Raw genomic sequence first — 19,419 nt, 5'->3', positions numbered from 1 at the left:
GTCGCCAGCGACGGCGGGCCGAGCCGGCCGGGGCGAGTGCCAGCGGCGGCGGGTCAGCCGGCCACGGCGAGGGCGAGCGGGAGCACGTCGGTCGCGCCGGCCCGGCGCAGCGCCCGGGCCACCAGCGTCATCGTCCAACCCGAGTCGATCAGGTCGTCGACGAGCAGCACCGGACCGTCGAGGCCGGCCAGGGCGTCGACCAGGTCGGCCGGCACGGTGAAGGTGTCGTGCAGGGCGCGGACCCGTTGGGCGCTGTTGCCACGCGGTCCGGCCGGGCCGTCCGGTCCGGTGGAGGTGACGGCGCCGAGCAGCGGCAGTCGGCCCACCGCGGCGATCCGCTCGGCGAGCGAGCCGAGCAGTCGGGGCCGCCGTCGGGAGCCGACCGCGACCACCGCGACCGGCCGGCGGGGCCACGGGTCGTCGCCGTGCGCCCATGCCTTGAGCACCTCGACCACCGCGGCGGCCACGTCGTCGGGCACCGGCACGTCGGGGGCCTCCGGGCCGACGAGAGCACGCAGCCGCCCGCCCCAGCCCAGGTCGGAGAGGCGGCCGACGGCACGCCCCGGCAGCGCCTGCTCCGTCGGGGCGATCCGGCCCTTGAGAGGTACGCCCACCGCTTCCAGCCCGGTCGGCCAGAGCTTCTTGGGCGCGATCTCCACCCCGGGACGGCCCAGAAACGTCTGCGCGGCGGTGAGCGCGGCCGTCGACACGTCGGCGGCGAAGAGTGGGGCGGCGCACCTGTCGCACCGGCCGCAGTCGTCGCGCCGGTGTCGTCCAGGCGCTCCCGTAGATACCGCATCCGGCAGTCGGACGTGGTCGCGTACTCCCGCATGGCCTGTTGCTCGACGGTGCGCGCCTCGGCGACGCGGCGCAACCGGGCCTCGTCGTAGACCCAGGGCTCGCCGGTGGCGAGCCACCCACCGCGCACCCGGCGGACCGCGCCGTCCACGTCGAGCACCTTGAGCATCAGCTCCAGCCGGGCCCGGCGCAGGTCGACAAGGGGTTCGAGGGCCTGGGTGGAGAGCGGGCGGTCGGTGTGCAGGGCGGCCAGTACGGCTCGGACCTGCTGCTCCGGCGGGAACGCCAGCGAGGCGAAGTAGCGCCAGATGGCGGCGTCCTCGGCACCGGGCAGCAGCAGCACCTCGGCGTGCTCCACGGCCCGGCCGGCGCGACCGACCTGCTGGTAGTACGCGATCGGCGAGGGCGGCGCGCCGAGGTGGACGACGAAGCCCAGATCAGGCTTGTCGAAGCCCATGCCGAGCGCGCTGGTCGCGACCAACGCCTTGATCTTGTTGTCGAGCAGGTCCTGCTCGGCGGTCCGCCGGTCGGCGTCGTCGGCCTGCCCGGTGTACGACGCCACCGGGTAGCCCCGGGAGCGCAGGAACTCGGCCGTCTCCCCCGCCGCCGCCACGGTCAGCGTGTAGACGATGCCGGAGCCGGGCAACTGGTCCAGGTGGTCGGCGAGCCAGGCCAGCCGGTGCGCCGGGCTGGGCAGGTCGAGGACTCCGAGGCGCAACGACTCGCGGTCCAGGGTGCCGCGCAGGACGAGGGCGTCGCCCAACTGCTCGGCCACGTCCTGGGTGACCCGGGAGTTCGCGGTGGCGGTGGTGGCCAGCACGGGTGTGCGCTCGGGCAACTCGGCGAGGAACGTGCGCAGCCGCCGGTAGTCCGGCCGGAAGTCGTGCCCCCAGTCGGAGACGCAGTGTGCCTCGTCGACCACCAGCAGCCCGGTGGTCGCGGCCAGCTTCGGCAGCACGCCGTCGCGGAAATCCGGGTTGTTGAGCCGTTCCGGGCTGATCAGCAGCACGTCCACCGCACCGGTCTGGATCTCGGCGGTGATCTCGTCCCACTCGTCGAGGTTCGCCGAGTTGATCGTGCGGGCCCGGATGCCGGCCCGGGCAGCCGCCTCGACCTGGTTACGCATCAACGCCAGCAGCGGCGACACGATGACTGTCGGCCCGTGCTCGGCGCCGTGCCCGCTGTCACGCAGCAGCGCCGTGGCGACGAAGTACACGGCCGACTTGCCCCAGCCGGTCCGCTGCACGCAGAGCACCCGTCGCCGGTCGACGACCAGCGCCTCAATCGCCCGCCACTGGTCCTCGCGCAGGCGGGCGTGCTCACCGGCCAGCCGGCGCAGCACCGCCTCGGCCCGTTCCCGTACCGCCGCCCGCTCGTCGCTCATCCGGCATTTCTACCAGCGTGGTGCGTCAGGACCCCGGATCGCGCGGGAGGTTCCGGTCACGATCCCGCCGGCCGCGCCCCGTCGGGCACCGCGGCCGGCAGGAAGAGCAGCAGGTCGCGAAGGGGCTCGGTGGCAGTCGGCGGCAGCAGGCAGCGCGCGGCGAGTTCTTCCATCGAGGCGTACGGGCCGCGCAGCCACCGGTCCATCACGATCTGCTGACCCTGCCCGGGTGTCAGGCCGGGCAGGGTGGTGAGCACCTGCTGCGGGACCGCGTTGACGTCGACCAGGCCACCGTCGTCGAAGGTACGGGGCAGGTCGGGCCGCCCGAGCCGCAGCTCGGCCCGTGCCGCCGGGTAGTGGTAGAGCAGGTAGCGGGCGTGCTCCCGGCGCAGGCGCCGCTCCTCGTCGGCGCGGCCCTTGGCGCTGGCCGGGTTGCCGGTGATCGCTTCCCAGAGTCCGCGACTCAGCAGGACGACGTGCACCGCCCCGGCTAGCCAGGGGATGAGGGCCAGCCCGAGAAAGACCACCGCCAGGTTGTCGGAGATCTCATCCGCGCTCTCGACGTCGAGGATGTTCACCTCGATGCTGACCAGGACCAGATACCCGACGCTGGCGACCGCGAGCCGCCAGCTGCGCCGCCAGAACGCGTACGCCAGGATCACCAGCCAGGTCAGACAGCCGAAGGAGAGCAGGACGAGCGCGGTACCGAGGACGGTGACGGTCCGGCTCGCCCAGAGCGGGGGCGGCGTCCTCGTGCGCCTCGGGGCGGCAACCGGTGGCGGCGCGGAGACCGGGATCGACAGGAGCGACGGCGGGGGCACCGACGGAACCGGTTCGGGGGTCGGGGCCAGCGCGGGCGGCGGTGGCTGCGGTGGTTCGATCCGGGGCGGCGCGGACTCGGCGTCGGGGCGGCGCGGACTCGGCCTGGGTGGCGCGGACTCGGGCTGGGGCGGCGCGGACTCCGCTCGGTCCGGGGCGGGATCGGTCCGGGGCGGCTTGGTCGAGGGTTCGGCCACCCTGACGGCGAGCGTGGGGTCGGAGCGGAGCATCCGCCGGTGCAGTTCCCGGAGCGCCTCGCCCGGTTCGATGCCGTACTCCTCCCGGAGCAGGTCGCCGAACTCCCGGTACGCGGCCAGCGCCTCCGCCTGCCGGCCACTGCGATAGAGGGCGAGCATCAGCTGGTGCCGCAGCCGCTCCCGGACCGGGAACTCGGCCACCAGCTCCACCAACTCGCCGACCAGCTCGCGGTGCCGGCCGAGGTCCAGGTTCAGCTCGGCCCGGGTCTCCAACGCCACGGCCCGTAGCTCCACCAACCGCTGCCGGGCCGCCTCGAAGATCGGCCCGGTGAACCCGGTGAACGGTTCCCCCTGCCACAGGCCCAGGGCAGCGGCCAACTCGGTGAGGGCCTCGGTGGCCCGGCCCTCGGCGCGTCGCTGCCGGGCCCGGGAGATCCACCGTTCGAAGCGGACCGCGTCCAGCGCCTCCGGACCGACCCGGAGCAGGTAACCGGCGTCGGTCAGGCTCAACACCTGCCCCGGCGTGCGGGGCGACCGGTCCGGCTCCAGCACCCGGCGCAGCCCGGCGACGTACTTCTGCACCACGTTGGGGCCGTTCGCGGGCGGGTCCTCCGGCCAGACCGCCTCGACGATCTGCCCGGTGGACACCGGACGGCCCGCCGATAGCAGCAGTACGGCCAGCACGGCACGTTGCTTGCCGGGACCGAGGTCGATCTCGCGGTCGACGTACCAGGCCCGCTGAGGCCCGAGGATCTCGAAACGCAGCGTTCCTGACATGCGAGTTTTCCGCTCCTGACACCCCCGGCAGCGCCGGACGGCAGTGCCCGGCAGCCGGACGGCAGCATATCGGCAGCCGAACCGCCGTGGCGGCCCGCAGCATCGTCATCGGCAGAAGCCACGCAGCGAGAAAGAGACATGCGATGACACAGGCAACGGGCACCGCCGGCACGATTCGACGGACGATCGGCGTGGTCGCCGCCGTGCTGGCCACGACCACCCTGCTCACCGGTTGCGGGTCCACAGAGGAGCCGCCCGGGGCACCGCGGAACAGCCCGTCCGCCAGTCCGAAGGACGTCCTCCTGGCCGCCGTTCCGGACGGCACCGAGGGGGCGTTCCGGTTCAGCGGCAAGGACTCGTCCCGCACCCTGAGCGGCCGGATCGACCCGGAGGCGAAGGCGTTCGAATTCAACAGCACCATGCCGGCGGACTCCGACGGCATCGTGGTGAAGATGTCGTTCCTGGTGATCGAGGATCAGAACTGGCTGAAGGCGACCTTCAGCGGTCGTCCCGGCCTGCCGAAGTTCCCGAACAAGTGGATGCGGCTGGACCGCACGAAGCTGACCGACAGCGAGGCCATCCCGACGTACGACGGGGTGGACCAGGGCAACGCCGGTCCGCTCATCCAGGCGGCGACCTCTGTCGAGGAGCAGAGCCCTGGGCGGTACGTCGGGTTCATCGACGTGAGCGGCGGGGAGGCGGCCAAGGCGTTGGACGACGGCGAGGCGGCGGCGCTCGGCGAGGCCGCGAGAAAGGTGCCGTTCACCGCCGTGATCGGGGCGGACAAGCACCTGGCCTCGCTGACGTTGAAGATCCCGGCGGCCGGGAAGGCCAAGGCGTACGACTACGTCGTCAAGTACGCCGACTACGGCACCACACCGAAGATCAACGCGCCGACCGGCGCCGCCGAGACGAAGGCGCCAGCCATGGCGTACGAGATGTTGAACGGCTGACCACGACGAGAGGCGGCGGCCACACGGGGGGCCGCCGCCTCTCGTCGTCGTACCGGTGTCGCCATTTCGAGACGGCGTGTCGGGACGATGACTCCGTGATCGACGGAGTGGGGCGGGGTTAGTGGGGTGGGCGGGGGCGGAGGGAGCGGGCTAGCGGGGTCAGGCGGGAGGACAGGCTGGCCAGGCCGCCGGGGAAGAAGTAGACGGCCAGGATGAACACCGTGCCCAGGACGAACAGCGGCTGGCTCAGCGGACGGCTGAGGACGGCCGGCAGGTTGTCGACCGCGTCGCTGGTGCCGAAGGCGGTGAGGCGGTGGTCCAGGTACATGTAGAGGACGCCGCCGAGCACCGGCCCCCAGCGGGTGCCCGGCCCGCCGAGCACCACCATGACCAGCAGCGACAGGGTCAGCTCGGAGGACGTGATGTGCGGCGACGCGCCGCCGACGATCAGGACGTAGACCACCCCGCCCGCCGACGCCAACCCGCCGGCCAGGGTGAACGCCACCAGCTTGTAGCGGTACGGGTCCAGCCCGAGCACACCGATCCGCCGCTCGTCGTCGCGCAGCCCGGCGAGCACCCGACCGGTAGGCGAACCGCTCACCCGGTGCACCACGAAGACCACCAGGGTCAGGTACGCCAGCGCCAACCAGTACAGGTTGACAGTGTTGGTCACCCCGACCAGCCCGGCGGGCAGCCCGGACACGTCCAGCGGCAGCCCCTCCTCGCCGCCGGTGAGCCCACCGAAGTCCCGGGCCACCAGGATCGCGCCCACCTGGGCGAAGGCCAGCGTGACCATGGCGAAGGCGATGCCCACGGTGCGCAGCGCCACCGCGCCGAGCAGCGCGGCGAGGATCGTGCCACCGGTGACAGTCAGCAACGCCGCCTGCCACAGCGGCAGGCCGGCCCGGGTGACCAGGACGTCGGTGCCGTAGACACCGGCCGCGAAGTAGAGCGCGTGCCCGAAGGAGAGCATCCCGGTCCGGCCGAAGAGCAGGTCGTACCCGGCCGCCAAGCCGCCGAAGATCAGGCAGATGGCGAGCAGTTGCAGGGTGCCGGGTGAGTTGACCGGCCCCTCGAAGATCCCCGGCAGGGTGATCGTCGAGTACGGCAGGATCGCCAGGACGACCAACGCGACAAGCGGTAGGAACGGCCGAACCCGGTGCAACCGGCCCGGTTTCGACGCGGTGGGTGCCGGCGCCGGAGTTACGTTGAGAAGCGTCATGCCGTTGCCACCTTTCCGGCGATGCCCTGCGGGCGCAGCAGCAGCACCACGGCCAGCAGCCCGACCACGCAGATGTCGCCCAGCCCGGACGTGCCGTAGTAGTTGACGAACTGCTGCACCAGCCCCACCACGACGGCCGCGTACGCGGAGCCGACCACCGAACCCATCCCGCCGATCACCACCACGATGAACGCGAAGATCAGCAGCGAGCCGCCCTGGCCGGGCGAGACGGTGCCGAAGTAGACCCCGCCGAGCGCACCGGCGAGCGCGGCTGCCGCCCCACCGATCGCGAAGACCAGCGTGAACGCCTTGCGCACGTCGATGCCGAGCGCGGTCACCATCTCCCGGTTCTCCACTCCGGCCCGGATCACCAGGCCGTACCGGGTCCAGCGCAGGAAGGCCAGGATCGCGCCGAGCACCAGCACCGCCGCGATGATCAGCAGCAGGCCGCCGTTGGGCACCTGCGCGCCGAGGATCCCGGTCACCTGCCGGGTCCAGTCCGGACGCGGGAACGGCCGGGCGTCGGCACCCCAGGTGGCCTGGAGCAGCGCCACCCCGGCCAGCGACAGACCGACGGTGACCAGCACCTGTTCGATGGTGCGGGAGTAGAGCGGGCGGATCAGCACCAGCTCGACCAGGATCGCCACAAGCGTGCCGGCGGCCACCCCGAAGGCGACAGCGAGCACGAAGCCGAACCCGTCCGGGCCCGCGCCCGGGAGGTTGCCCGCCGCCCACCAGGTGCCGTAAGCGCCCACGCCGAGGAACAGCCCGTGGGCGAAGTTGAGCACGTCAGCGAGGCCGAAGACCAGCGACAGGCCGGACGCGACCAGGAAGTACAGCGCCGCCAGGCCGAGCCCGGTCAACGCCAACAGGATCACGGTCCCCATCAGTGGGCCACCTCCGCCGAACCCACGCCGAGCAGGGACTTGGTCAACGCGGTCTCCAGCAGCAGCTCACCAGCGTCGCCGGTCCAGGCCACCTTTCCGGCGGCGAGCACCACCGCGTCCTTGGCGAGCCGCCGGACCACCGCCAGGTTCTGCTCGACGAGCAGCACCGGCACCGACTCCGCGACCCGTTCCAACACCTCGGCCACCTCGGTCACCACCTTCGGCGCCAACCCCTTGGTCGGCTCGTCGACCAGCAGCAGCCGGTTGTCGTTGAGCAGCACCCGCCCGATCGCGAGCATCTGCTGCTGCCCGCCGGAGAGCGAACCGGCCCGTTGCCGTCCGCGCCGGTCCAGCTCCGGAAAGAGCGCGAACACCTTGTCGTACGCCGGGGTGGTGCCGCGCCGTTCGGCGAGCCGCAGGTTCTCGGCGACGGTGAGGCCGGCGAACACGTCCCGGTCCTCCGGCACGTAGCCGAGCCCACCGCGGACCAGCCGGTGGGTGGGGCGGGACAGCAAACTCTGCGCGCCCATCCGGATGGTGCCGCGGACCTCCCCGGCGGGCGGGGTGAGGCCGAGGATCGCGCGCAGCGTGGTGGTCTTGCCGACGCCGTTGCGGCCGAGCAGGACTGTCACGCCGGTCGGCGCGACAGTGAAGGACACCCCCTGGAGGATGTGCAGCCCGGAGATCCGGACCGACAGGTCCGTCACGCTGAGGATCGGTTCCATCAGAGCGACTCCCCCAGGTAGGCCTCTTGCACTGTGGGGTTGGCCATCACCGTCTCCGGGGTGTCGCAGGCCAGCAGTGCGCCGTGGTGCATGACGGCGATCCGGTTGGCCAACTCCAGGATGACGTCCATGTGGTGCTCGACCATCAGCACCGCCCGGTCGCTGTCCCCGGTCAACGACTTGATGACGGCGACCAGTTCCGGGATGTCCTCGGCGCTGACCCCGGCCATCGGTTCGTCCAGCAGCATCACCCGAGGTTCACCGGCGAGCAGCAGGGCGATCTCCAACTTGCGCTTCTCGCCGTGGGCCAGGGTGCCGGCGAGTGCCGTACCCCGGTGGGCGAGGCCGACCCGGTCGAGCGCCGCGTCGGCGGCGGCGGCCACCTCCCGGTCGGCCGCCGCCCGCCGCCACAGTGCCATCGAGCCCCCGCGGTGCGCCTGCACGGCGAGCCGGACGTTCTCCCGCACGCTGAGCGAGCCGAAGACCGAGGACGCCTGGAAGGTACGACCCAACCCGAGGCGGGCCCGCCGGTGCGGCGGAAGCGCCCCGATGTCCCGCCCGTCCAGGGTGATCCGGCCCTCCGTGGCCCGGCGCAGGCCGGTGATCAGGTTGAACAGTGAGGTCTTGCCGGCGCCGTTCGGCCCGATCACGCCCAGGAACTCCCCGGGCGTCAGGTCGAGGTAGACGTTGTCGACGATGGCGACCTCACCAATCCGCCAGGTCAGACCGCGGGTGGCGAGCACGGGTCAGCCCTTCATGGCCACGGCCGGTGGCGCGGTCTCGTCACCGGTGAGGCTCTTCTGGGCGGTCGCCGTGAACGCGGTGCCGCTGCCGGTCAGCTTGGCCTGGAACATCGGCTGGAGCAGCGCGTGGTCGGCGGCGCGGATGGTCATCTTGCCCTTGACCCCGTCGAAGCTCCAGCCCTCCAGCGAGGTGACCATCTTGTCGACGTCGTCCCCGCCCTCCTGCACGGCACGGACCACCATCTGGGCGGCGGCGAAGCCGTCCGGGTGGAACAGGTCGAGGGTGCTGACCTTGGCCTTGAGTGCCTTGCTGGCCTCGGTGTCGCTGGCGCCGTCGAAGTAGTGCGACAGGAAGGAGATCTTCGCACCGGCCGCGCCGAAGGTCGGCCACGAGGCGCGGATGTCCAGGCCGGTGACGACAGTGGTGGACGAGAGCACGCCCTGCTGGTCGAGGGTCTGCCACATGGCCGGGGCGGTGGTGCCGGCCCAGGCGACGAAGAGCAGGTCCGGCTTGGCGGTCTTGATCTGGCTGGCGAACGGGGTGAACTCGGTGGCGCTGGCCGGAGCCCGCACGCTGCTCACGGTGGCCCCCGCGCCGCCGATGACGGTCTTGACGGCCGCCTCGTTGGCGTCGCCGAACGCGCCGTCCTGGGCGAAGACTACTACCTTCTTACCGGTGGGGTCGCCGATGAACGACTTGGCGGTCACCACGTCCTGGTAGGACTGCCGACCGGAGCGGAAGGTGTACTTGTTCGCACCGGTCACCGCGTCGGTGGCGGCCGGTCCGGAGATGAACAGGACCTTGTTCTGCGCCGCGATCGGCGCGACCTGGAGCGCCACGCCGGAGGCCGTCGAGCCGGCAATGATCTTCGTGCCCTTGCCGATCAGGTCCTTCGCCGCGGAGACCGCCTTCGCCGGGTCGCCCGCGTCGTCGACCTCGGTCAGCTCGATCTTCCGGTCACCGACCTTGCCGGTGCCCTGGGTGGCGAAGTCCAGCCCCGCCTTGAACCCTTCGATGTACTGCTTTCCGTAACTGGCCAGGGCACCCGACTGGGAGTACACCAGGCCGACCTTGACCGGCGCGGCGCTGTCGCCGCCGCCGGTGGCGGTGTCCTGCGGGCTGCCACAGGCCGTGGCGGCCAGCGCCGCAGCCATCATCGTGGCGGCGGAGAGGAACACCCGCCGCGTCGTCCGGACCGTCATTGCGACTCCACCTGAGGACTCGGAGGGAGAGAAACTTCTTCGTGACGGCCCACGGTAGAAGTGACGTCACCCACGAGCTATGTGGCAGAAACACACAAGTAACAGGAATGAGGTGGCCGGGGGTTACAGCGGACCGCGCCATCACCCAAGGGCCGGCGCTCCCGATGGCCCAAACCCCCACGGACCAGCCGATCGGTGTGTCGCCCCGCGCCATCCGCCCGGTTCCGGTCAGCCGCAGGGCTCACCCTCAAGATCGTGCTCGATCCTGGAGGTAGTGGCCTCGGAGGGTCGGGACGCCACCACATCCTGGATCGAGGGCGATCTCGCGGCTGCGGCACGTGATCCCGGTCGGGCGCCCCGGACGTGCCGCTGGCCCGTCGTCCGGGTGGCGGACGGCGGGCCAGCGGGTGGGCCGGGCGTGAGCGGCCCGGTGGTCGGCGCGGAGCGGATCTGCTCCGGGCCGAGGTCAGTTTCCGGCGAGGCCGGCGCGGGCGGCCACGGCGGTGTCCGGGTGGTCGCTGAAGACACCGTCCAGACCCAGGCCGAGGAAGAGTTCGTACTCGGCGGTGATGTCGCCGCGTGCGTTCGGGTCGGTGCCGATCCGGAAGTCCACCGGGAGGAACTGGTTCTCGGCCCGGAACGTCCACGAGTGCACCAGCAACCGCTCACGGTGCGCGTCGCGCACCACGTTCGTCGGCGCGAGCAGGCGCCGGCGGCGTCTCGCGGCACCAGCAGGTTCTTGTTCGCCCCGATGCCGTCGGCGTACCCGGCGATCCACTTCAGCCCGGCCGGCGTGACCAGGTCCTGGTAGCCGCGGGTGTCGCCGGTGACGGTGAAGTCGTACGGGCGACCGGTGGCGTCCAGCAGTTGGACCAGCTTGACGTCGGTCAGCCGGCTCAACCGACGCAGGTTGGCCGTCTCGAAGGACTGGATGAAGACCGGCGAGTTCTTCCGGTCCAGCTTGTTCTGCCGCAGCACCTTCAGCAGCGGCTCCTCCAGCGGCAGGCCGATCGAGGCGAAGTAGCTCGGGTGCTTGGTCTCCGGGTAGATGCCGATGGTGCGGCCCCGTGCCCGCCCCTCGGTCCGGGCCAGGTCGATGACCTCCTGGAGGGTGGGCACCTCGAAGCGGCCGTCGAAGGCGGTGTTCGCCACCCGCACCTGCGGCAGGCGCTCCTTGGCCCGCAGGGTCTTCAACTCGGCGAGGGTGAAATCCTCGGTGAACCACCCGGTCACCGCGACCCCGTCGATGGTCTTCGTCGCCCGGCGGGCCGCGAACTCCGGGTGGGCCGACACATCGGTGGTGCCGGAGATCTCGTTCTCGTGCCGGGCGACCAGCACCCCGTCCGCGGTGGAGACCAGGTCCGGCTCGACGTAGTCGGCGCCCATCCGAATCGCCAACCGGTACGCCTCCAGCGTGTGCTCCGGCCGGTAGCCGCTGGCACCCCGGTGGCCGATCACGATGGGTCGGTCGGTCGCCCGGGCGCGGTCCGCGTCGTGCGCCGGCTCGGCGGCGGCCATGGTCGGCAGGGCCACGGCGGCGGCGAGCAGCGCGCCGGCCACGCCCAGGGTCGAGAGGGTACGTCGCAACGCCGTCTCCTGTCATCGGTGGTCCGGGTAAGCAGACCGTCCGTGCTTGACCAGGAGTTGGTCGATGGCTGGCCGGCAGATGAATCTCCGGATTGCCCGTTCCCGCTCCGGGGTGGCGGCCAGTAAGGAAGATTGTCTGGTGCGCCGGCTTCTCCGCAATCCCGTGCGGCTGGTGCCGTTCGCGTTCCTGCTGCCGATCCTGCTGGGCACCGGGCTGCTCCTGGCGCGCGGGGCGACCGCCGAACACCAGCGCCCGCCTGTGGTCACCGCACTCTTCACCGCCACCTCGGCGGTGTCGGTCACCGGTATGGCGGTCACCGACACGCCGAACTACTGGTCCGGCTGGGGTCTGCTGGTGATCACCCTGCTCACCCAGCTCGGCGGCCTCGGCATCCTCACCGTCGCGGCGCTGGTGATCCTGGTGGTCTCCAGTCAGCTCGGGCTGCGCAACCGGCTGCTCGTGCAGGCGGAGACGGCGGAGTTCGGCATCGGTGACGTGGGAAGGCTGCTCCGCCGGATCGCGGTGACCGTCTTCGCCTGCGAGGCGGTGATGACCGCGGTGGTCGCCGGTCGGCTCTGGCTGGGCTACGACTACCCACCCGGACGGGCCCTCTGGTCGGGCGTCTTCCACGCCGTGCAGGCGTTCAACAACGGCGGGTTCGCGCTCTACTCCGAAAATCTGCTCGCCTTCAGCCGCGACCCGTGGGTGTCGCTGCCGCTGGCGCTCGGCGCGATCATCGGCGGGCTCGGGTTTCCGGCGCTCTTCGAAGCGGTTCGGGAGTGGCGCGAGCCGGCCCGCTGGGCGGTGGCCACCAAGTTGACCATCTGGGGCAGTGTGGTGCTGCTGCTGGTCGGCTTCGCCGGCCTACTCACCGCCGAGTGGACGAACGCGAGCACCATCGGCCAGTACGACGTACCGGGCAAGATCCTGGCGTCGTTCACGCAGATCGCGTTGAGCCGCACCGGCGGCTTCAGCATCCTGGACATCGCCGCCCTCCAGGAGGAGAGCTACCCCCTGCTGATCGTGCTGATGTTCATCGGTGGTGGCAGCGCCAGCACGGCCGGCGGCATCAAGGTCTCCACGTTCTTCCTGCTGGCGTTCACCATCTGGGCGGAGCTGCGGGGGGAGCCCGACGTGACGGTCGGGCACCGCCGGGTGGCCACCGCCAGCCAGCGGCAGGCGGTCACCGTGGCGCTGGTCAGCGTCGCGCTGGTGGCGGCCGGGACGATGACGCTGCTGCTGTTCACCGAGGGCGTCCGCTTCGTCGCGGCGCTGTTCGAGGTCACCTCGGCGTTCAGCACCACCGGCCTGACCAACGGCCTGGCCGCCGAGCTGCCGGCCGGCGGCCAACTGGCCCTCACCGTGCTGATGTTCATCGGCCGGGTCGGGACGCTCACCCTCGGGTCGGCGATCGCGCTGAACACCCGCCGCCGGCTCTACCGCTATCCGCAGGAACAACCAATTGTCGGCTAGGAGCGAGGGGGCCGAAGTGTCGGCGAGACGTGCGGACAGTCGCGGCGTCGTGGTGATCGGGTTGGGTCGCTTCGGTTGCCATCTGGCCGAGTCGCTCACCCGGATGAACCACGAGGTGTTGGCCATCGACCGCAACCCGGCGCAGGTGCAGCGCTGGTCATCGCAGCTCGACCGGGTCGTGCAGGCCGACTCGACCGAGGAGGGGGCGCTGCGGCAGCTGGGCATCGCCAGCTTCGGCCGGGCGGTGGTGGCCATCGGAGCCTCGGTGGAGGCGAGTGTGCTCACCGTGCTGGCCCTGGTCGAACTCGGTACACCGCAGATCTGGGCTCGGGCCACCTCGCAGAAGCACGCCAAGATCCTGTCGTCGGTGGGCGCGCACCACGTGATCTTTCCGGAGGCGGAGACCGGAGACCGGGTCGCGCACCTGATCGTCAGCCGGCTGCTCGACTTCATCGAGTTCGACGACGACTTCGCCATCGCGACCGTCCGGGTGCCGGAGTCCCTGGCCGGGCGCACCCTGCTCGACCTGCGCCCGGAGCAGCGCTTCGGGGTACGCGTGGTCGGCGCCAAGCTGCCTGGCGAACGCTTCCGGTACGCCTCCGACGACACGGCACTTCCCCAGGGCGGGGTGCTCATCGTCGAGGGCGGGATCGACCAGGTGCAGCAGTTCGCCGGCCTGCGCTGACAGTCATTTCCGGCGAACGCCGTGGCCCTCGGTCGCCTTCGCCCCATGGCCACCGGCGCCCTCAGGGGCCTTCAGCCTTTTCCCGGACCACCACCCTTGCCCGGCTTCCCAGGAGCCTTCGGAGGCTTCGGGGGCTTGGCCTTCGTGGCACCACCACCCGAACCGGAGCCGCTGCGTACCGTCGTCTTCTTCGGCGGGGCCTTCACCGTGGTGGCTGCCTTGCTCGGCGCGACAGTGGACGGCGTGCTGCCGGCCACTCCGGAGACGCGCACGCCGCAGGCCGCGTCACCGAGCCGGAACTCGACAGGCAGCGGGTTCGCGCCGCTGTACTTCCCGGTGAGGGTGAACTTCTCGGCCGCGCCGGGCGCCAGGGTGGTGCGCTGCGCCGCCGGCCGGATCAGCACGGTGCTGCCCTGCTGCTGCACCGGCGTCGGCTCCGCCTTCGTCACCGTCTGCTGGCCGGGGAACGTGAAGCTCATCGTCCAGTCCCGCAGCTCCTGCTTGCCGCTGTTGGTCAGGGTCAGCTCGGCGGCGAAGTCCTTGCCGGAGTCGCTGCGCAGCGCGTACGCCACCTCGCAGGGCACTGTCGTCGGCAGACCCATCCGGGCCTCGGTGGTCGGCCGGTCGCCGCCGCTGGCGGGGCTGCGTGAGGTGAATCCCCACATCGCCCCGGTGACCGCGATCAGCCCGACGGCGGCCACCCCGGCTTCCACCCGCCGACGACGGCGGTGCGCCCGCCGGGTCCGGTTCCGGGTACGCGACAACGGCAACGCGTCGGTCGCCGCCGACCAGGGCAGGATGGTGGTGCCCGCACTGGCCAGCGCCGCCGGGTCCAGTGGCCCGGCGGCCGGCGAGACCGGCACCGCCGCCAGCATCCCGGCCGCCTCGGCGAGGGTCCGGGCCAGCTCGGCGGTCGGCGGACGGTCACCGGGCCGCTTGGCCAGGCAGCGCCGCACCAGGTCGGTCACCTCGTCCGGCAGGCCGGGCACCGAGGGCATCGGGTCCGGCTCGTTGTACATGTGTGCCCGCAGCATCTGCGTGGTCGTGTTGGCCTGCCACGGCAGCCGGCCGGTGAGCATCCGGTAGAGCAGCAGCCCGACGGCGTACACGTCGGTGGCCGGGGACACCTGGCCGTTGTCCAGGCGCTCCGGGGCGAGGTATGCGGGGGTGCCGAGCAGCGTGCCGTCCGGCCCCTTCTCGCTCTCCCCCACCAGGGCGGAGATGCCGAAGTCGACCACCTTGACGCCGGTCGAGGTGAGCATCACGTTTCCCGGGGTGACGTCCCGGTGCACCACCCCGCGAGCGTGCGCGGTGGCCAGCGCGGAGCTGACCTCGGCGGCGATGGTCACCGCCTCCCGCCACGGCAGGCACCCCTCCCGGCCCAGCCGGTTGGCGAGGGAGGCGCCGTCGACCAGCTCCATCACCACGTACGGCACGGTCAGGCCGACCTGCTCGGACTCGCCGTAGTCGTACACGTTGGTGATGTTGGGGTGGCAGAGCCGCGCGGCGGCCTGCGCCTCCACCCGGATCCGGTGCCGGAAGGCCCGGTCGCTGGCCAGCCGGGAGGCCAGCACCTTCACCGCGACCTGACGGCCGAGCACCTCGTCGTAGCCGCGCCAGACCACCGACATGCCGCCCGCGCCGAGCTGCTCGACGAGCCGGTACCGCTCATCGAGGAGTTGCGCGTTGTTCCGGTCCCCACCGCCCATGGTGGCCGTTCTTGCCCGCGCGGGGACGGCCTACACCTGAAGGATCGGAATCGGTCAGCAATGTCACCCGATCAGGCGGTGGCCAACAGCTGGTCCACCGGGGCGTAGTCGTCGGTCAACACCATCGCCGCGCCGACGAAGTCCGTCAGCTCCGCGCCGGACAGCAGGCTGACCTTCGGGTCCACCTCGACGAGCCGGGCCCGGATGGCGTCCAGCGGCAGCGGCGCGTCGGAGCCGACGATGAGGAAGTTGGCACCCTGCTGCTCGGCGAGCGCCTCCGGCGGCGCGATCAGCGCGACGTGGGTGAACTCGGCGGCCACCGTGGCCAGCTCGGCGCGGATGAACCGCAGCGGCGGGTAGTCGATGACGTTCTGCACGTAAACCCCGCCGGGGCGGGTCACCCGCCGGATCTCGGCGGCCATCTCCCGGGTGGCCAGGTGCCAGGGCACCACCAGGTGACCGAAGGCGTCACCGACGACCAGGTCGCGGCTGTCCGCCGGCTCGCCGGTGACAAGCATCCGGGCGTCGCCCACCACCGCCCGCAGCTCCGGCCCCGGGCGTACGCCCAGCTCCCGCTCGCCCAGCTCGACCAGCCCGCCGTCGATCTCGAACACCACGTTGTCGGTGCCCGGCCGGGTGGCGGTCAGGTAGCGCGGCACGGTGAACCCGCCGCCGCCCAGGTGCAGTGCGTCGAGGCGCTGACCAGCCGGCGCGGCGACGTCGGCCACCGCGCCGATCCACTTCGTGTACGCGTACTCCAGGTGTTTCGGGTCGCTGAGATCGACGTACGAGTGCTGGGCCGAGTTGAGCAGCAGCGTCCGCCCGGAGGGCCGGGACGGGTCCGCGGTCACCCGGGCGCAGTGGTAAGCCGTCTCGATGTCGCACGGGTTCGGCGCCACGGTGGTCAACCCCGCTCCGACCAGGCCGAGGATCGCCAGCGCGGCGCGGGTCCGGGCCGGACCGGGCAGCTCGGTGGGCTCCTGCCGGCGCAGGTACCAGCCGAGACCGATACCGACCAGCCCGAGCGAGATCGCCAGTGCCAGCAGGATGACCGTGCTGCGCAGCGCGGCGACCAGCACGAACCCGGTGAGCAGGGTGGCGGTGATGCCGCCCAGGGTGCCGATGCCGGAGAGTCGACCGACCACCTGGCCGGTGCGGCGCAGGTCGGCCAGCTGGAGCTTCACGACCAGCGGGGTGACCGCCGCCAACAGCGCGGCCGGCACGAACACGGCCAGCGCCACCAGCAGCAGGATGGCGCTGGCGCGCCGCCCCGCAGCACCTCACCGGCGTACCGGACAACGGGCAGGGTGACCGCGGTGGCGATGCCGGCCAGCACCAGCGCCGGCGCCAGCAGGCCGCGCGGGTCGCGCCGGTCGGCCAGCCAGCCGCCGGACCACGCCCCGTACGCGATCGCGGCCAGCGCGATGCCGATCACCGAGCTGGTCACCTGGAGGGTCACCCCGACGTACGGGCCGACCAGGCGCAGCGCGACGGTTTCCAGCACCAGCACGGCGCCGCTGGAGAAGAAGACCAGGAAGGCGGCCAGGCCGTTGGGCAGCGCCCGGCCGGTGACCGGCACGGGCGGAGCCGGTGGAGCCGCTACGTCGGACGGTGGGGAACTCATCGTCGCGATGGTACGCAGCGAAGCTGGTGCTCCGGGTCAGTACATCGAGAGATGAACATGGTTCGTGTGGGACGCGGCGGGACTGCCGCTGCCACTGTAGGCGCGCCAGCCGGTCCCGGGGTGCCAGATCTGCCGGTACCAGATCACGTAGAGCACACCCAGCCGGTCGGCGTTGCGCACGTGCCAGGCGGCCAGGCTGTCCCCGTACGCCTTGTCGCCGCCGGTCGCGTTCTTGTCCTCGAAGCCGTTGGTGGCGGCCGAGAAGTCGCAGGCCCGGCCCTTCGGGTGCTCGCCGCCGCCACCGCTGCGCTTGCAGGAGACGTGCCGCTTGTAGCCGGCCGCCTGAGTCTCCTTCAGCGCGTGCAAAGTGCGCGGGGTGATGCACCCGGAGGTGGTCGGGTCCTTCACCGAGCAGGATTCCGATGGCCAGGACCCGTCGGAGTTGCGCGGCGCCGGCTTCGCGGAGGAGGAGTTGCCGCCGCTGAACCCATTGCTGCCACCCGAGCTGACCTCGGCGAGTGCCGCCTCGGCCTCCTTCTTCTTCTTCGCCATCACGGCGAGTTGCTTCTGCTGCTCGCGGACCTCGGCGTCGATGGCGACCTTTGCCTGCTGCGCCTGCTGCTGAGCCTCGATGAGATCACGCAGCCGCTTGCTGTCCCGCTGCGCCATCAGGTCGAGGTCGTTCGCGCGTTGCAGGAACGCCTCCGGCGAGCCGGTGTTGAGCAGCATCGACGCCGCGTTCAGCCGACCGAACCGGTAGGACTGCGCGGCCACCTCGCCCACCTGGGCGGTGAGCCCGACCAGCCTGCCCTCAAGCGCGGTCAGCTCACCGGCCAGCGCCGTCTGGCGACGCTTGGAGTTGTCCAGTTTGGCCTTGGCCTCGATGTGGCCCTTGGCGGTCAACTCCAACGCGTCCCGCAGCTTCTTGCTGCCACCCTCGTCCGGCTCCGCGTACGCGGGCACGGCGGTACCGCCGAGCACCAGCGCGACGGCGGCGAGCAGAGCGAGCAGAGCGCGGCGACCGAGCCGCGGGCTGAGCGTGGTCCTGGGCACGAAAGCGTCCTTCCGTCGACCGCCGACCCCCGGTTGACACCACTGCGGAGGCGGCGTCCCCGCCGGCGCCGGTCGGCGGCCTGCTGGCGGAGACCGCCGTCACGATACCGGACTACGGGCCGGTGACCAGCCCTGCGCCCCGCGTACCGCGCCGATGTCGACGGAGCGTCCCGACACCGTCGCGCAGCGCGCGGATCAGCGGCTGAGGAGGGCCTCGTGCACCTCGGCCCAGATCTGCTCGTTGGCCGCGACGAGCAGACCCCGACCGTCGTCGGCGGGGTGGTAGTCGACGCCGTCGAATCGACGGGCCACCCCACCGGCGGCACGGACCAGCAGGGTGCCGGGGGCATGGTCCCAGGGCAGGGTGCGCCAGAAGAGGACGAACTGCTGTTCGCCGGTGAGGACGTCCAGGTATTCACGGCCGGCGCAGTGCTGGCCGGGCAGCAGCTCACCGAGCTGCCGGCCGCCGGCACGGACCCGGTCCCGGCTCTCCGGCGGCAGGAACGTGGTCATCGCCGCGCCGCGCAGCTCGCCGGTCGCCGGCACCGGTGTGGTGTTGTCCACCGGCCGGCCGTTGAGCAGGGCGCCCTCGTCCGCCAGGCCGGCGGCGAGGGTGTCGGCGAGCGGGTCGAGGATCCAGCCGGCCGTCGGTCGGCCGTCGGTCAGCAGCGACACCATCAGGGCGAACGGCCGCCGACCCGCGGCGAAGTTGGCGGTGCCGTCGACCGGGTCGACCAGCCAGACGTCTCCGCTGTCGCGCAGGTGTCGCAGCAACGCCGGGTCGTCGGCGACACCCTCCTCGCCCACCACCGTCGAGCCGGGCCGCAGTCGACGCAGCCCCGCCGAGAGCAGCTCCTCGGCCCGGCGGTCGGCGACGGTGACCACCTCACCGGGCGCCTTCTCCGAGACGTCCGCGTCGTCGAGCTTTCGGAACAGGGGCAGCACGACCTGGTCGGCGGCCTCCCGGAGCAGGTCGCCGACGTCGTCGAGCAGGGTGTCAGCCACGCGGCGGCAACTTGACCACGCTGACGAAGAACTCGTCGATCTGGCGGACCACCGAGATGAACCGTTCGAAGTCCACCGGCTTGGTCACGTAGGCGTTCGCGTGCAGCTGGTAGCTGCGCAGGATGTCCTCGTCGGCCTGCGAGGTGGTCAGCACCACGACCGGAATCCGGCGCAACTCCTCGTCCTTCTTGATCTCTTCCAGCACCTCCCGGCCGTCGCGGCGGGGCAGGTTGAGGTCGAGCAGGATCAGGTCGGGCGCCACCGCGTCGGCGTACTGGCCCTCCCGGCGCAGGTAGGCGAGCGCCTCGGCGCCGTCCGAGACGACGGTCAGCCGGTTCCGCAGCTTGTGTTCCTCGAACGCCTCCTGGGTCATCAGCACGTCACCAGGGTCGTCCTCCACGAGCAGGACCTCGATCGGGCTCTTGCCATCCGCCGGCGCGGTCATCCCACCGTCTCCCTCATGTCACCCGTTCTACCGCTTTCCGGCGTCTCGTCGACCCGGTCCGGCTGGTCCGACCCGCCGGAGGGCTCCGCCGGAGCCTCGTCCGAGGGCGTCGCGTCCTCCGTTGCCAGG

Annotated in this window: 13 protein-coding genes and 3 pseudogenes; 3 read left to right on the top strand and 13 right to left on the bottom strand. The window is 71.8% G+C overall.

The window, feature by feature from the left end:
- Positions 1-53 precede the first annotated feature (53 nt).
- Positions 54-2,182 (bottom strand): annotated as a pseudogene (locus tag JM949_RS21350) (DEAD/DEAH box helicase).
- 56 nt (positions 2,183-2,238) lie between these two features.
- A complete protein-coding gene (locus JM949_RS21345; protein WP_203150157.1) occupies positions 2,239-3,975 on the bottom strand; it encodes a BTAD domain-containing putative transcriptional regulator in 1,737 nt (578 codons plus the stop codon).
- Positions 3,976-4,118: 143 nt separating this feature from the next.
- On the opposite strand from JM949_RS21345, the gene JM949_RS21340 reads away from it, so the two are divergent.
- Complete coding sequence (locus tag JM949_RS21340; protein ID WP_203150156.1) at positions 4,119-4,928, top strand: hypothetical protein; 810 nt, start codon at positions 4,119-4,121, stop codon at positions 4,926-4,928.
- A gap of 118 nt (positions 4,929-5,046) precedes the next feature.
- Here JM949_RS21340 and JM949_RS21335 read toward each other — a convergent pair whose 3' ends face one another.
- From JM949_RS21335 to JM949_RS21310, 6 genes and pseudogenes are all read right to left on the bottom strand, one after another.
- Positions 5,047-6,150, bottom strand: coding sequence for a branched-chain amino acid ABC transporter permease (locus tag JM949_RS21335; protein WP_203150155.1), 1,104 nt, complete (start codon positions 6,148-6,150; stop codon positions 5,047-5,049).
- On the bottom strand, positions 6,147-7,037 hold the full coding sequence (locus JM949_RS21330; protein WP_203150154.1) for a branched-chain amino acid ABC transporter permease: 891 nt from the start codon (positions 7,035-7,037) through the stop codon (positions 6,147-6,149). The genes JM949_RS21335 and JM949_RS21330 overlap by 4 nt, the downstream gene beginning before the upstream one ends.
- Complete coding sequence (locus JM949_RS21325; RefSeq protein ID WP_203150153.1) at positions 7,037-7,762, bottom strand: ABC transporter ATP-binding protein; 726 nt, start codon at positions 7,760-7,762, stop codon at positions 7,037-7,039. The genes JM949_RS21330 and JM949_RS21325 overlap by 1 nt, the downstream gene beginning before the upstream one ends.
- The gene (locus JM949_RS21320; RefSeq protein WP_203150152.1) at positions 7,762-8,505 is read right to left on the bottom strand and encodes an ABC transporter ATP-binding protein; all 744 of its coding nucleotides are present in this window, start codon (positions 8,503-8,505) and stop codon (positions 7,762-7,764) included. The genes JM949_RS21325 and JM949_RS21320 overlap by 1 nt, the downstream gene beginning before the upstream one ends.
- Positions 8,506-8,508: 3 nt before the next feature.
- Entirely contained in the window at positions 8,509-9,708 is a 1,200-nt protein-coding gene (locus JM949_RS21315) for a substrate-binding domain-containing protein (RefSeq protein ID WP_203150151.1), read from the bottom strand.
- A gap of 466 nt (positions 9,709-10,174) precedes the next feature.
- Positions 10,175-11,295 (bottom strand): annotated as a pseudogene (locus JM949_RS21310) (glycerophosphodiester phosphodiesterase).
- Positions 11,296-11,434: 139 nt separating this feature from the next.
- Here JM949_RS21310 and JM949_RS21305 point away from each other — a divergent pair.
- Both JM949_RS21305 and JM949_RS21300 read left to right on the top strand, forming a co-directional pair.
- Positions 11,435-12,769: a TrkH family potassium uptake protein gene (locus tag JM949_RS21305; RefSeq protein WP_203150150.1), complete on the top strand. Its 1,335-nt coding sequence runs from the start codon at positions 11,435-11,437 to the stop codon at positions 12,767-12,769.
- Positions 12,770-12,785: 16 nt separating this feature from the next.
- On the top strand, positions 12,786-13,454 hold the full coding sequence (locus tag JM949_RS21300) for a potassium channel family protein (protein WP_309232258.1): 669 nt from the start codon (positions 12,786-12,788) through the stop codon (positions 13,452-13,454).
- Positions 13,455-13,525: 71 nt separating this feature from the next.
- Here the strand turns inward: JM949_RS21300 and JM949_RS21295 are convergent, their stop codons facing one another.
- The 5 genes and pseudogenes from JM949_RS21295 to JM949_RS21275 all read right to left on the bottom strand — a co-directional run bounded on the left by JM949_RS21295 (position 13,526) and on the right by JM949_RS21275 (position 19,290).
- Positions 13,526-15,163 carry a serine/threonine-protein kinase gene (locus JM949_RS21295; protein ID WP_203150149.1) on the bottom strand — a complete coding sequence of 546 codons (1,638 nt, stop codon included), beginning with the start codon at positions 15,161-15,163 and terminating at the stop codon, positions 13,526-13,528.
- A 71-nt stretch (positions 15,164-15,234) separates the two neighbouring features.
- Positions 15,235-16,787, bottom strand: a pseudogene (locus tag JM949_RS21290) (fused MFS/spermidine synthase).
- A gap of 36 nt (positions 16,788-16,823) precedes the next feature.
- Positions 16,824-17,840 (bottom strand): coiled-coil domain-containing protein, encoded by a 1,017-nt coding sequence (locus JM949_RS21285; RefSeq protein ID WP_203150148.1) that lies wholly within the window; start codon positions 17,838-17,840, stop codon positions 16,824-16,826.
- 195 nt (positions 17,841-18,035) lie between these two features.
- The gene (locus JM949_RS21280; RefSeq protein ID WP_203150147.1) at positions 18,036-18,845 is read right to left on the bottom strand and encodes an inositol monophosphatase family protein; all 810 of its coding nucleotides are present in this window, start codon (positions 18,843-18,845) and stop codon (positions 18,036-18,038) included.
- Entirely contained in the window at positions 18,838-19,290 is a 453-nt protein-coding gene (locus JM949_RS21275; protein ID WP_088950306.1) for a response regulator, read from the bottom strand. The genes JM949_RS21280 and JM949_RS21275 overlap by 8 nt, the downstream gene beginning before the upstream one ends.
- Positions 19,291-19,419 lie beyond the last annotated feature (129 nt).

The sequence above is a fragment of the Micromonospora tarensis genome (assembly GCF_016803395.1).
In the GTDB taxonomy this organism is placed as follows: Bacteria; Actinomycetota; Actinomycetes; order Mycobacteriales; family Micromonosporaceae; genus Micromonospora; species Micromonospora tarensis.
This window is presented reverse-complemented; position numbering and strand designations above follow the sequence as displayed.

Excerpts from the sequence above, each read along its gene's own strand:
- JM949_RS21345 (WP_203150157.1), bottom strand. The coding sequence starts at position 3,975 with ATGTCAGGAACGCTGCGTTTCGAGATCCTCGGGCCTCAGCGGGCCTGG.
- JM949_RS21275 (WP_088950306.1), bottom strand. The coding sequence starts at position 19,290 with ATGACCGCGCCGGCGGATGGCAAGAGCCCGATCGAGGTCCTGCTCGTG.
- JM949_RS21335 (WP_203150155.1), bottom strand. The coding sequence starts at position 6,150 with ATGACGCTTCTCAACGTAACTCCGGCGCCGGCACCCACCGCGTCGAAA.
- JM949_RS21315 (WP_203150151.1), bottom strand. The coding sequence starts at position 9,708 with ATGACGGTCCGGACGACGCGGCGGGTGTTCCTCTCCGCCGCCACGATG.
- JM949_RS21295 (WP_203150149.1), bottom strand. The coding sequence starts at position 15,163 with ATGGGCGGTGGGGACCGGAACAACGCGCAACTCCTCGATGAGCGGTAC.
- JM949_RS21325 (WP_203150153.1), bottom strand. The coding sequence starts at position 7,762 with ATGGAACCGATCCTCAGCGTGACGGACCTGTCGGTCCGGATCTCCGGG.
- JM949_RS21340 (WP_203150156.1), top strand. The coding sequence starts at position 4,119 with ATGACACAGGCAACGGGCACCGCCGGCACGATTCGACGGACGATCGGC.
- JM949_RS21330 (WP_203150154.1), bottom strand. The coding sequence starts at position 7,037 with ATGGGGACCGTGATCCTGTTGGCGTTGACCGGGCTCGGCCTGGCGGCG.